Below are 14359 nucleotides of genomic sequence, written 5' to 3'. Positions count from 1 at the left end.
GTTTGAGAAAAAATCAGGGATATCCCACAGCCTCTATGACTATCGGGATATCCCTTTTCTTCAGATTATGCAATTGTAACTCCTGCACTAGCGTAGCCAGCAACAGTAGTTGCAACGTCAATGCCAGCCGTGACCGTCGAAGTGAAGACCAACAACAAGCGTTCTCCCACAGTTACAGGAATGCTTAAGCCTGTGGTATTACCACTGCTAATAGTTCCAAGAGCAATTAATCCTGTAAGCGGAGGACTTAACGTAACTAAAGCCCCAGGTACTGCTGTGAAGGTATTGTTAGGTGTAGTAGATCTGTATAATTGAGCCGTGATTGTTACCGTAGAACCCACCAAACTAACGGAAGATGTCGCACTGAAATAGGCTGCCATAGACGTAAGCGTTCCTGTTCTAGGAACCGAGAACGCAAAGTTCAGCAAGGTTCCAGCCGCTCCAGTAAGATCTATAGTACCGCCTGTAATACTGATATTGGTCGCACTGCTACCAAAACCAACTGCACTTGAAGTATTCAAAAGACCCCCTAATACAGTGGTCATAGCAACTGGAAGTCCAGAAGAATATGGAATGATTGCGCCTGCGCCAGCAGTTCCTGTTGCTCCTGTGGCTCCAGCAGTTCCTGTTGCTCCTGTGGCTCCAGCAGTTCCTGTTGCTCCAGTTACGCCAGCAGTTCCTGTTGCTCCTGTGGCTCCAGCAGTTCCTGTTGCTCCTGTGGCTCCCGCAGTTCCTGTTGCTCCAGTTACGCCAGCAGTTCCTGTTGCTCCTGTGGCTCCAGCAGTTCCTGTCGCTCCTGTGGCTCCCGTTGCTCCAGCAGCTCCTGTCGCTCCCGTGGCTCCAGCACCTGTGGCTCCGGTTACGCCAGTACCTCCTGTCGCTCCCGTTGCACCAACGCTTCCTGTAGCTCCAGTAGCTCCAGTAGCACCTGTAATTCCTATATATTCTCCATATAATTCAGAGTAGACAAGGCGATGAGCAGTCACTAATTGACCTGTGCTGCTCTTCCCCCAAACTGAAATTTGAATGGGATCATCAATCGTAATAGGTGTTGTGAATAGAAATTCAAATGAATCAAAGTTTGCATAATAATCCCTATTAACCACTTGATTAGGAGCTAAATTAACCTGTTCACTTACATATAAAGTTCTTGTCCCATTCATATAATAGCCTTCGACTTGAACCGTTGACGGAGTATCATCACTCTGATTGACAATTTTAAGAGTAACAAGCTGAGTAGGTCTTACACCGCCTACCAGATTATTTTCTATAGGACCAGTAGATAGTTGACTCAATTTTCAACACCTCATTTTTTATGAATTTTAAAATACGCTTATTATTTGAATTGCGAAAATCAAACCAACCGAACAAAATCCTCCTCAATAGTTCTGTATAAAATATGATTCTATCTATAATCATTCCTCCCACCTACTCTAGGTTGATAATCTATGATCCTATAAAATTAGTTCATAATTTTTGGCTCTTTATAGTATTATTCTTATTTCGAATTAAGGTGTGGACATCCATTTAAAAACTACTGTTACACATATTTGATACATTATAGCAATCTGAAAATCCGTAATGGATTAATAGAAGAAGAACCTAATAAGCATCGCTCTAGTCAACTTATAACATATCGCCAACAAAACAGGGGATAACCCGAAAGCCATACTTACGGCTACCGAATTACCCCTGTTGTAAATACTGAACTCGAAGATAAACTTAAGTTAATTCATGAACAGACCAGACGATACCTGCTGAGTTCGCGCCACCCAAATTCAAAGGAACCGTCAAACCATTTGCCACATAGAACAAGCCAATCACATCACCTGCGGTTAATGCAAATTCTCCAGCCAGCGTCACAGTACCACTTCCCAAAATTGCTCTCAAATCTAATATAAGTGCAACATTCACATCAAGTACTGGGAACAAGCCACTTACCAGATTTGTTGCAGTAGGAGAAGTTCTCTGAACTACGAAAGCCGGATTAATTCCAGTACCAAGACTGACAGTGAGTGAGGCAGTTGTGGAGTAATTGATAGTCGCTTCAATCGAATATCTACCAGTTGTCGGAATAGTATAATTTCCCCCAACTTCGTCGAAGGACGGGCTATCATAAAAAGGTGTTGTCACAGTCCAGCCAGTTAATTGGGTAGATGTGGAAATTGCCAATGAGGGCTTAAAAGCAGAAAAACCTTCTTGTTGAATGTTCGGACCTGTAGCTCCAGTTACTCCGGTTACACCTGTTGCACCAGTAAGCCCAGTTGCTCCGGTTACACCAGATACTCCTGTCGCTCCTGTTGCCCCAGCTACTCCCGTTGCTCCGGTTATACCAGCTACTCCTGTCGCTCCTGTCGCCCCAGCTACTCCCGTTGCTCCAGTTGCTCCAGCTACTCCCGTTGCTCCGGTCACTCCAGCTTCACCCGTTGCTCCGGTGGCTCCTGTTGCTCCTGTTGCTCCTGTTTCACCCGTTGCTCCGGTTGCTCCAGCTACTCCCGTTGCTCCAGTCGCTCCAGCTTCACCCGTTGCTCCGGTTGCCCCAGCTACTCCCGTTGCTCCAGTCGCTCCAGCTTCACCCGTTGCTCCGGTTACACCAGCTACTCCTGTTGCTCCGGTTGCACCCGTTGCTCCTGTTGCTCCCGTTACTCCATCCGCTCCGGTTGCACCCGTTGTACCAGTTACTCCGTCTGCACCAGTCGCCCCAGTTGCTCCAGTTACTCCTTCTGCACCATCCGCTCCTGTTGCACCAGTCGCTCCAGTTGCTCCAGTTACTCCGTCTGCACCAGTCGCTCCAGTCTCCCCTGCTCCAGTTGCTCCCGTTGCACCAGTCGCACCAGTCACTCCATCTGCTCCTGTTGCCCCAGTCTCTCCTGCTCCGGTCGCCCCGGTTGCTCCGTCGGCTCCCGTTGCACCAGTCACTCCATCTGCACCTGTTGCACCTGTCTCTCCTGCTCCGGTCGCTCCCGTTGCTCCATCGGCTCCCGTTGCTCCTGTTGCACCTGTAGCTCCATCTGCTCCTGTTGCCCCAGTCTCTCCTGCTCCAGTCGCTCCCGTTGCTCCGTCTGCTCCCGTTGCTCCTGTTGCACCTGTAGCTCCATCTGCTCCTGTTGCCCCAGTCTCTCCTGCTCCGGTCGCCCCGGTTGCTCCGTCTGCTCCCGTTGCACCCGTTGCACCTGTAGCTCCATCTGCTCCTGTTGCCCCAGTCTCTCCTGCTCCGGTCGCCCCGGTTGCTCCGTCTGCTCCCGTTGCACCAGTCGCCCCAGTTACTCCGTCTGCTCCTGTAGCTCCAGTCTCTCCTGCTCCGGTCGCTCCTGTTGCACCCGTTGCTCCGTCTGCTCCCGTTGCTCCGTCTGCTCCCGTTGCTCCTGTTGCACCTGTAGCTCCATCTGCTCCTGTTGCCCCAGTCTCTCCTGCTCCGGTCGCCCCGGTTGCTCCGTCTGCTCCCGTTGCACCAGTCGCCCCAGTTACTCCGTCTGCTCCTGTAGCTCCATCGGCTCCTGTTGCCCCTGTCTCTCCTGCTCCTGTAGCACCCGTTGCTCCGTCTGCTCCCGTTGCACCAGTCGCCCCAGTCACTCCATCTGCACCTGTTGCACCTGTCTCTCCTGCTCCGGTCGCTCCAGTTACTCCATCCGCTCCGGTTGCACCAGTTGCACCTGTAGCTCCATCGGCACCTGTTGCCCCAGTCTCTCCTGCCCCAGTCACTCCAGTGGCTCCATCCGCTCCAGTCACCCCGGTTGCACCAGTCACTCCATCTGCCCCTGTTGCACCTGTCGCCCCAGTCTCTCCTGCTCCGGTAGCACCCGTTGCTCCATCGGCTCCGGTCGCTCCTGTTGCACCAGTCGCACCGGTCGCACCAGTTATCCCTTGCGTTACACCAAGCAATTCTGCATGTACAAGTCGATGGGCAGTCACAATCTGGCCAACGCTATTTTTTCCCCATACTGAGATTTGAATCGGATCATCTACCAGACTTGTAGTTGTAAAAATAAATTCGAACGCATCAAAATCGCCATAATAATCACGTGTTATAACTTCATTAGGTGCTACATTTATCAGCTCGCTTACATATAAAGTTCTTGTCCCATCCATATAGTATCCTTGAACAAGAGCCATTGATGAATCAATGTCACTTCGGTTATCAATTTTGACAGTAACATGCTGAGTAGGTCTTACACCCCCTACCATACTATTGTCTATCGGTCCGGTAGATAAATAACTCAATTTCTCATCACTCCTTTAACGTTAACTGTGTCACAAAAATAATTATTAAATTAATACTGCCTGCTTCTCCCACGCAACTATGCGATGAGGATCTACCAATGCCCCCGAGTTCTGTTTTCCCCAGACTGAAATCCCAACCTCTGCTTCAACTGCTTCTACTGTTGTAAATACAAATTCAAATGCGTCCAAGTCGGCAAAATAGTTCTTAGTTAAAACTTGATTAGGTGCTAGATTTACTGTTTCATTCACATACATCGTTCTTGATCCGTTAAGAAGGAAACCTTGAATAACTAGATTATAAGGATTAAGAGAATCCCGATTAACTACTTTTACGGTTACCAGTTGCGACGGTCTGACCCCTAGGATCGGGCTGTTATCTATAGGTCCAGTAGAAAAAATAGCCATGTTTTATTCACTCCTCCCTTCCACTACAATTTGAAAGATTAGTGGCTCCGTATAGTAATATTCCTTGGCTTGAGTTAGCGTGTGGACTGTTGTGCAAAGGAACAGCTGGTCCTATAACAAGACAGCCTTCTTTTTCCAAATTTATAATCTACTAAACTGATAATCTAATAACAAAGAGCAACCAAGATAGTTAAGAAGCTAACACTATTGCTTTTTATGAAATATTGGGTATACTGGTAAAAATTAATTAAGCATCGATGAGCGGGAGAGTAGTTAACGAGATCTAGTCCTCAGCGAGCCGGGAGAGTGTAAGCCGGTACAGATTTCTTTAATGAAGCGCACCCGTGAGATGGACTTCTGAATCTTAGTAGGAAGTCCCGGCTGAAGGCCGTTATCCCGTAAGGTGGCTGAACAACTTGTTCAGCAACGAGAGTGGTACCGCGAGCGCTAAAGCCCTCGTCTCTTTTGAGACGAGGGCTTTTTTGTATTTTCAAAGGAGGGTATACCATGTTAAATCAAATCATCAAAGACGGAATCGAGCACAGTGTACACCGTGTATTCAATACTTTAGGAGCTGACTATCCAGAGGACATTGCCATTCTGATCGAACAGCCAGCAAATCTAGAACATGGTGATTATTCATGTAATATCGCTATGCAGCTAGCCAAAACTCTACGTAAATCCCCAATGGTCATAGCAGAATTAGTGAAAGCAGAACTTCAATTCAAAGGGCGTTTCGCCGGTCTATTGCAAAAAGTTGAAGTCGCTGCTCCCGGATTTATCAATTTGTATATGAATTGGCAAAGCTGGGCTGAACATTCCTTTGAACTGCCTGCCAGCACTGGGGAAAAAGTCATCATCGAGCACACTTCTATCAACCCCAACAAAGCCGCTCATGTAGGTCATCTAAGAAACGCCTGTATTGGCGATACTCTAGTCAGAATTATGAAAAGAACTGGGTATAACGTAGAGGTCCATAACTACATTGATGATCTCGGCAATCAGCTGGCGGATACAGTTGTTGGATTATTAAATATACCTTTAGAAGGGGAACATCAACGTTTCGGTGATTTTTGCTGGGATCTTTATGCCAAAGTGAACAAAGAATATGCGCTGAACCCTGAGATGACACACAAGCGCACAGATATACTGCACTCCCTTGAACAAGGTGGCGGCAATGAAGCCTGGCTGGGCAACCTTGTAGCTGAACGTATCGTTAGAGAGCATGTAGAGGAAATGAAACATTTTGGGATTTATTATGATTTGCTGGTATGGGAGAGCAGTATTTTAAAAGAGGGATTTTGGGCAGCCGCAGCTGAGCTACTGAAGCAGACAGCCGTTTTTGTACAAGAGACTGAAGGTAAACTCGCAGGCTGCTGGGTGCTGAAGCAAGGAACAGAGGCTAACATTGGAGCGGATTCAGAGGAGCATCATCTCGATAAGGTGCTGGTGCGTTCGAATGGGATTTCAACGTATACAGCCAAAGATATTGCCTATCATCTCTGGAAATTTGGTCTTTTAACCAAAGATTTCTCCTATAGCGAATTCTCGTCCGGTTTATGGACAACAGGATTAACTGGAACCCAAGAGTCTTATGGGCAGGCGGACAGAGTCATCAATGTGATCGATTACAGACAGGAATATCCACAACAGATGGTTAAGCAAGCCTTAGGGGCACTAGGTTATAACGAGCAAGCAGACAAACTCCATCATGTGAGTTATGGTGTTGTATCTCTTAGTCCCGCCTCGGCTGCCGAGCTGGGTATAGATATTTCAGAAGGCAAATCTTCTTATGCTATGTCCGGACGACAGGGAATCGGGATTAAGGTAAGCGATCTGGTGGAACTCATGGAACAGAACATCGAACACTCACGTTCCGATAAAGACGGCCTCTCCAGCCGAATGATTGCCACTGCTGCGATTCGCTACTATCTGCTGCGGTTTAATTTAGGAACGGAAATCGTGTTTGATTTCAAACAGGCTACCGAAATATCCGGCAATACCGGAGTTTATCTGATGTATACTTTTGCGCGTGCGACAAGCGTTTTGAGTAAAGCTACGATCCCAATCCTTACAGCTGCCGCACAGCTTCTGTTCCCTTCCGAATTGGAAAAAGCAGAGCTTGCGCTGCTAAGACAGCTAAGCCTCTGGCCGGAGATATTACATTCAGCAAGTATAGAGTTAACGCCAAATACGCTCTGCACTTACGCCCATACCCTAGCTACCCTGTTCAACAACTTCTATTCTGTATGTCCAATTCTAAAAGGCGATTCAGCCACGATCGAATTCCGCCTCTGGCTCACTTCAAGATTCAAGGACATCTTGGGAGATGTGCTCGAAGTGCTTGGGTTACCGACACCGAGCCGAATGTAAAAAACACAAAAAAAGGGCAATCTCCGCGCTTAACGCGGAGATTGCCCTTCTATATATAATGTTACTTATAAATCTCTATCACATTTCCAGCTTCCGTGCTGAGACGATCAAAGTCCGCACGTTTGATGCGAACACCACCGTTACGATAGCGGTTAGGTGTACCTTCTGTTTGCACTTCCGTACCGTTGATAGTAATTCGACTGATCTCACGACCTGTAAGATGATAGATAAAATCTACCTTAGTGCCTGCATATTCAAAGCTAAAGTGCATTCCATCCAGCGATTCCGGCAGAATCGGGTCAACAATTAAGTCTCCACCTTCCGTACGGATCCCCAGTGCATTCGAGATTAACTGGTTCATATAGATCCCAGGACCGCTGGAATAGATTCTCCAGCCACCTTTAACAGCTACGTCACCATTGCGCAGTTTATCGAAATTCTCCTGTGCCTCATAACGGGTGTTAAATTTACCATCCGAGCTACTGAAATAGGAGTTAGCTTGACGTAGTTCAGCGTTTGGCACCACATCGCGGATTCCGATCGGATTAATCGCTGCCAGACCCTTCCAGACCTGATCGGTTTTACCGAGCTTGGCCATAGCCTCTACATAACGGATATGTGCATGCACATATTGAAGTCCAATTTCCCGGCCAAAGTTAGCCGCTTGCTCCGCACGTTTGAAATGAGTGCTGACCCCGCCAACATATTGAGCTGGACGATTCATCAGACGTACACCGTCAGGGCAGAATAGTTTATCCTGAATGACATCATAGTGTGCTTCGGCCTGTTCCGGAGTAAGCAGCTCACTGATCATACTGCGCGTCATTGGCAGCAGACGGTACTGGATACCTGTTTCTGTGTCACTTGGGTGCACCATAAGCTTAATCTGCTCAGGGTCCTCCATATACAGGAAGCCAGGAATCACTTCGGATTGAAGCATATGAGTATGGAAATCCTTACGGATTCCTTCCACCATCGCCTTCAGTTCCTCTGCCTCAGCTTGATCAACTGAACGAAGTACCTCTGAGAACTGATTAAGTGTCTGATAGGTAAGCGCCACTGTCCAGCTGCTAACCATATACTGCTTCAGCTGTGGATTTGCAGGCTGGAGTGTATCATCCCAGTCTCCATCACCGTAAGAAGACAGATGTGTGTCATGCAGGAAATGATCCTTAATATAAGCAATTTCCTTCCGCGCATGATCCAGCAACGTCGCTTTTTCTTCTGTAAAGTCAAAGCTGTGCTTACGGGTATACGGCACTGTTGCTCCCAAGATGCTGTAATCCTGAGTTACTGCCAAGTAGTCTCCAAGCACCTTAAGCGGCCACACAATAATATCTCCATGGCTCTCTTCTTGTTGTATCTTCGTGTATTTATCAAACATGAACCATTGTGGCCAGTTGCCATCATCTTCATATTGATGACTATACAGCGTCAGCAAAATTTCACGAACCTGTTCGTATTTTTGCGTAGCCATGAAATATTCCACAGGTCCCTGACATACATCCCGTGTTCCCCAAGCAGCGCCACCATATTGCTCTAAACCATGTGGAACCGAATAGTGAACCAGCATGTTATGTGTGTACCACCAAGTCAGAGCGTTAACCTTAAACAGTTCACCTTCTGTTCCGTCCCCAAGCGTCAGGCGGAATCCATTCATCACACCAGTATAAAACGCGCGATAAGCAGAAATCTCTTCCTCAGCTGAACGATTTCTTGGAGCAAGTGACTTACCATCCAGAAGGCCTTGAATATTCAAGGTCCATTCACTGCTGGCAGACAGCTCCAGTACTGCTAACGGTGCTTCAGTTGGTTGAACAGGAGAGACAAGTCTACCTTCATCCTGCAGAGTTAACTCCGCACCCTGTACCTGTAATTTATACTGTAAGTCAGGATATTCACCAGCACTTAGTGCGCTTCTGTCAGCCGAGAAGATTACTGCTCCACCTTCTTGCTTAGATTGATATGGAAGCTCGTATTCGTTAACGTTCATGGTGATTTGATTAGTGACTAAATAACGATAAGCTCGTCCGCTTTCCGAACGCACATTCAGGAATATCTCTGGCGAATCTTCGGTGGTGTAGTTCGTAATAATGAAGCATTCACCATCTGTTCTGTAATACCAACGAGCATAGTTGAAACCAACCTCAAATAGAGAAGGCATAGTCAGCAAACGATATTCACCGTTCCACTCTACATAAATGCGTTGTCCTGAAGCTTTTGGAATGTTAAGCGCATTTCTTGGATTGGACATTAGCTTGTTAAAATTGGTATTTCCAATTACCACCTGGGAGTTAAAGATCCCGTACATATATGAAGTTGTTGTGATGACCTTATCATTAAGCCGAGCGTTATCCCCACTCATCAGGATATGGCCGTGTGGCCGTTCTACGCGCATTTCTTTCTCTTTTAATACTACGTGCTCATAATTCTCCGTGAAAAAGGAAAGTAGTGTGTCTCCTTCTCTCTCCTCCTGATAACGAACCGGAAACAAGACCTCGATCTCTTTCTCTGTCAGCGAATCTGCAGCCAGCGGTGCTCCCAGCTCCTTCGAGAAGAAAGAACGTTCAAGTGCTGCTTCAGCTTCTAAAGGTAAATTTTTAACAGCATCCCAAGCCGCAGCAATATCATTAGCAAATTCTAACGCAGTGATCGCTTCTGGATGATCTTGCTTAAACAATCCGTAGAACACAAACCGTGTTTCCCCGCTCAGCTTCACCCGTTCCGATTGCAGCGCAGTATATGCGAATTCATATTGATAGATTTCATTACTTAATTGCTCACGACCCAAGCTCTCTGGTTGGTTGGTTTCTTTATAGGACAGTCCAAAGAATTGAAAACCATCTGTTGAGAAGCTCGTTGCCTTGGTAAGTGAACCCTGTTGCAGATATGGGAATTTCCCGCCCTGCGGCTGATTCTGTCTAGAGCAAACAACGTACCCGTTAGATTGATCCTCAAATACCGCATGATCGATATACTGTGACAGGTAAGCTTCATTACTGCGGACAGCGGCGATATCAGCAATCCCTACATCCTGTCCGTACACGAGATCTACCTCTGCATTTTGTCCAGTAAGCTTCACATCCCAGAACCAAGTTCCTCCTGCAGTAGGGGTGAAAATAACTTGATATTCTATATTTTCAGCAGTACCTTCCCAAACCAAACGGTTTCCAGCCTTACGTACAGTGCTTGAAGAATGAATGCCAAGCAAAGGAATGGCTTGAATGTTTCCATCATTGTGCACTCGCAAATATAGATTGGATAATGAGCCGTCCACAATGCTTGGCAGCAATTGATTGATCATTGTCCGTTCGTAAAGGACTTGGAACAAGTCCCCGCTGTTTGTAAAAGTGAAGGATAGATCCCCGGCGTTTAAACGGATGTTAGTATTCAAATTAGTAGTCATATTTTACACTTCCTCCATTACGGCGTTACTGCCGTATATATTCTACTTATGCTAATGTTAAGCAAAAATCCCGTTCTTTAACCTCATTGCTGTTCGAACCGACGAATAATTTAAATCGTCCCGGATCACTGCTAAAGCTTAGATCGCTATGATAATAACGAAGCTGCTGTTCGGTAAGGGTAAAGGTCACTTCACGACTTTCCCCTGGTGAGAGGTTGATTTTGGCAAAATCCTTCAGTTCCTTCATTGGTCTGACGACCTCTCCGGAAATGTCTCGGATATACAGCTGCACTACCTCTTCCCCATCTACTTCTCCAGTATTGGTCACCGTAACGGTTATTTCAATAGGCTGATTTTCAGTCATGATTTCACCGGACAGAATTGGTTCACTATAGCTAAATGTCGTATAGCTTAGTCCAAAACCAAATGGCAAAAGCGGCTCATTAGGAATATCCAGATATTGCGAGACATAACGTTTGTCGGCACCCGGAGCATGAAGTGGGCGTCCAGTGTTGAAATGATTGTAATAGACTGGAATCTGCCCAACGGATACCGGGAAAGACATCGTTAATCTTCCTGAAGGATTCTCATCTCCATAAAGTAGGCTGGCAATTGCCGCTCCGCCTTCACTGCCTGGGAACCAGGCTTCCAGAATAGCATCTGCATGCTCGTACACACCGGCCAAGTCTAGTGGACGTCCATTAAACAACACCACCACGATAGGCTTATTCAGCTGTTTCAGACGTTGTAAAAGCTCAAGCTGCGCTTCCGGCAAACGGATATCTGAACGGCTGCCCGCTTCTCCACTCATCTCTGAATGTTCACCAAGCGCCAGTACAATCACATCAGCTTGCTTAGCAGCCGCTTCCGCCTCCAGCCACTGTTCCTCTGTAAAGCTATCGACTCCAGAACCTTCTGCAACAGTAATCTTACCCGCACCTGCGCGAGCTTGAAGTGCCGGTGCAAGACGGCTTGCCTCTTCCGTTGAACCCAACCAGGACCACGGTCCAAGAATATCTCCGCTAGTAGCAAACGGTCCAATTAGCGCAATCCGTTGCTCTGCAGCGAGCGGCAGAACCTGATCATTCTTGAGCAGTACGCAGGATTTAACCGCCAACTCACGCGCCGCATTTCGATGATCTTCACAGAAGATTACCTCACGCTCTTTCTCGACGTCAGCTCCGCGGAACGGATGCTCGAACAAGCCCAATCTTTGCTTCAATTTCAAAATACGAAGCACAGCTTCATCAATAATCTTCTCATCTACTTGCCCATCTGCAACAAGCGCCGGAAGCTGATGAATGTAACAAGCCGTCATCATCTCGATGTCTACACCAGCTTTGATGGCTTTAAGTGCTGCCTCAGCCTCATCCTCGGCGACACCATGTGGGATCAGTTCCTTCACTGCACCCCAATCCGAAATCAATACGCCATCAAATCCCCATTCTTCACGAAGCAGCTGGCGAAGGAGTTTGACATTGCCGCTTATCGGAATCCCATCAATCGTATTAAATGAAGTCATGACCATTTCTGCACCTTCATCCAGTGCTGCACGATAGGCCGGCAGATAATATTCACGCAGCTGCCGTTCCGATAAATCCACCGTATTATAATCGCGGCCGCCTTCGGATAGACCATAGGCAGCAAAGTGCTTAATACAAGCCGCCAGACGATCTACATCACCAGTCAAGTCACTTCCTTGAAATCCGCGCACAAACGCACGGGCAAACCTACCATTCAAATATGGATCTTCTCCTGTAGACTCCATTACTCTTCCCCAACGCGGGTCCCGTACAAGATCCGCCATTGGCGCATAAGTAACGTGCACACCGGAGACTGCCGCTTCTTTTGCCGCAATCTCGGCGCTCAGCTCTGCGCGATCCATATCCCAAGAGCAGCCAATTGCCAGCGGGACCGGAAAAATCGTCTTGAAGCCATGCACAATATCCGCCATCATCAGCAAGGGAATGCCCAATCTATTTTTGCGTAAATGGGCTTCCTGAACCGCAATGACTTGCGCTGCACCTGATAGACCAAGTACAGAGCCGCTGCTCTCGATCATGTGGTCCGTAATTCCCATGGATGCCATAGGGCCAGTGATTTGTCCTCCATCCTCTGCCCCTTCATAGAAATTAGCGGCTAGCTGCTGCAATTGTGCAATCTTTTCTTCAAGCGTCATCTGGTTCAACAAGGTAGTCAGTTGCTGCTCATTCATTTCAAATCCTCCATTGTTCAATTCTGCCGATGCCTATGAATGGAAAAACCCGTGTGCAAGAATTGCACGCGGGTCCTGTAGGTTCATTCCTACATGCATAGGGCGAAAGCTATTTTTTTAGATTGTTTAGTTCATCTAGAACCGGCTGAACGAGGGATTGTTTGCTCTTAACCCATTCTTTCCAGTTCGTCTCTAGATCGCCTGGTTTCAAAATCAGGTTAGTGTATTCTGTAGCATAGTCAAAGGAAGCCTGATTTTTAGCCTTGGAATCATACAACTGGTAATCCCAGTCATATTCAGCCGTTGCTTTGTCTTTTAAAGCAAGCTCAGCTTTTTCTTTGAACAGTTCTACAGAACGATCGCGATATTCTTTTTTGATCGCAGGGTTCACGATACTAAAGTCATCCGCCAAGACATACAGTCCTTCAAAACGGTTCGGATATTTCTTATCCAATGTTGTTCCTTCAGGGAGTAAGCTGATTAATTCGCCATTTTCGCCTTTTTTCCAATCTGTTCCTTCAAAGCCCAAGTTAACGGTCAATTGACCTTCTTTACTTGTTGTATATTCCATGAAGTCCATAATCCGTTCAAATTTCTCTTTGCTGATATCTGGCGAGAAGATTACAGCAGACCAGAAGTTAACTTGATCGAGGTTACGATATTTACCGTCATCGCCAAGTACAATAGCTGTGTGCACTAGGTCATCACTATTTACACCTAGGTTATCTTTCATTTTAACGTCCATGTCTTTTCTGTAAGAAGCCAAACCACCTAGACTCGTAATACCGGAAACACCGTTAACTGTGAACTTTTGGCCAGATTCGCCATTTTTCCAAGTATAAAACTCAGGGTGCAGCAGTCCTTCTTTATAAGTAGTTTGAAGTTCTTTCAGTGCCGCTAACGTCTCATCGTTGGCTGGACCCCATTGGTATTTGCCATCTGCATCTTTATAGAATGCTGACTCTACTCTGGAGTGCACGCTATTAGCCATTACAATATTAGTCAAAGCATCGTTGATGTCATAAGAAATAGGAATGAGTTTATCTCCTACCTTGCCAGGGTCTTTCTCTTTAAGCAATCTAGCAAATTCCATCAGTTCTGTAGTAGTGTAGGCATCTTTCAATTCAAAACCAACGGCTTTAGCCCAGTCAGAACGCAGAGCAATTACTCCGATTTGGTTAATGAGCGGATCTGCCGGCTTGTTCTCAAAGTATACCGGTCTTGGCAGAACATAAGTGCCACCTACCGCTTTCTCCAATTCATCGCCAAGTCCTGTCAGCTTATAAGCGGCTGCCACATTCGGCCAACGTTCTTTCCAGTCATCTGGCAGCTTGTACAGCAGCCCTTGATCAATGTAATTAAGAGCATCACCGTGAACATAGTTCCAGCTTGCTACGTCAGGAAGATCACCGGAGTTAATCCACAGGCGCAGCTTCTCAGCCCATGAATCCCATTCAATATAGTTGTAATCCCATTTAATATTGAACTTATCCGTAAAATATTTATGATACACGTTATCAAAATCAGATTCTGTTGTCTTAATGGTGCTGGCTAACGAAATCTTCAACTCATCTTTATATCCATCTGTTGGATTGCCTGAATTTCCGCTATTAGCATTATTGTCTGAGCTTGAGCATGCTGCCAACATGATTGGAGTAAGACATAAAACACCGGCAAGGATTGACTTTACAGATTTTCTTTTTAAAATATTCATTTTGTCCTCCTTAAATTGTGTGACT

At 46.5% G+C, this 14359-nt stretch carries 7 protein-coding genes and 1 other annotated feature; of the genes, 1 reads left to right on the top strand and 6 read right to left on the bottom strand.

Annotated elements, in window-relative coordinates:
- Nucleotides 1-65: 65 nt before the first annotated feature.
- The 3 genes from NST45_RS02720 to NST45_RS02710 all read right to left on the bottom strand — a co-directional run bounded on the left by NST45_RS02720 (nt 66) and on the right by NST45_RS02710 (nt 4626).
- Nucleotides 66-1295 carry an exosporium glycoprotein BclB-related protein gene (locus NST45_RS02720; protein ID WP_141118624.1) on the bottom strand — a complete coding sequence of 410 codons (1230 nt, stop codon included), beginning with the start codon at nt 1293-1295 and terminating at the stop codon, nt 66-68.
- A 427-nt stretch (nt 1296-1722) separates the two neighbouring features.
- The gene (locus NST45_RS02715) at nt 1723-4221 is read right to left on the bottom strand and encodes a collagen-like protein (RefSeq protein WP_339308824.1); all 2499 of its coding nucleotides are present in this window, start codon (nt 4219-4221) and stop codon (nt 1723-1725) included.
- Between the two features lie 45 nt (nt 4222-4266).
- Complete coding sequence (locus NST45_RS02710; protein WP_036687001.1) at nt 4267-4626, bottom strand: hypothetical protein; 360 nt, start codon at nt 4624-4626, stop codon at nt 4267-4269.
- Nucleotides 4627-4874: 248 nt separating this feature from the next.
- Nucleotides 4875-5093: a binding site (T-box leader), on the top strand.
- Between the two features lie 40 nt (nt 5094-5133).
- Here NST45_RS02710 and argS point away from each other — a divergent pair.
- Complete coding sequence (gene argS / locus NST45_RS02705; RefSeq protein ID WP_036686998.1) at nt 5134-6999, top strand: arginine--tRNA ligase; 1866 nt, start codon at nt 5134-5136, stop codon at nt 6997-6999.
- A gap of 61 nt (nt 7000-7060) precedes the next feature.
- Here the strand turns inward: argS and NST45_RS02700 are convergent, their stop codons facing one another.
- From NST45_RS02700 to NST45_RS02690, 3 genes are all read right to left on the bottom strand, one after another.
- Complete coding sequence (locus tag NST45_RS02700) at nt 7061-10405, bottom strand: cellobiose phosphorylase (protein ID WP_339824822.1); 3345 nt, start codon at nt 10403-10405, stop codon at nt 7061-7063.
- A gap of 46 nt (nt 10406-10451) precedes the next feature.
- Nucleotides 10452-12620 carry a beta-glucosidase BglX gene (gene bglX / locus NST45_RS02695; protein WP_076142393.1) on the bottom strand — a complete coding sequence of 723 codons (2169 nt, stop codon included), beginning with the start codon at nt 12618-12620 and terminating at the stop codon, nt 10452-10454.
- Nucleotides 12621-12729: 109 nt separating this feature from the next.
- Nucleotides 12730-14334 (bottom strand): extracellular solute-binding protein, encoded by a 1605-nt coding sequence (locus NST45_RS02690; RefSeq protein ID WP_038573076.1) that lies wholly within the window; start codon nt 14332-14334, stop codon nt 12730-12732.
- Between the last annotated feature and the right edge of the window lie 25 nt (nt 14335-14359).

The organism is Paenibacillus sp. FSL R7-0163 (assembly GCF_037969975.1).
GTDB classification, from domain to species: domain Bacteria; phylum Bacillota; class Bacilli; order Paenibacillales; family Paenibacillaceae; genus Paenibacillus_AQ; species Paenibacillus_AQ odorifer.
Note: the sequence above shows the minus strand (reverse complement) of the source record. Positions and strands in the feature narration are given on the sequence as shown.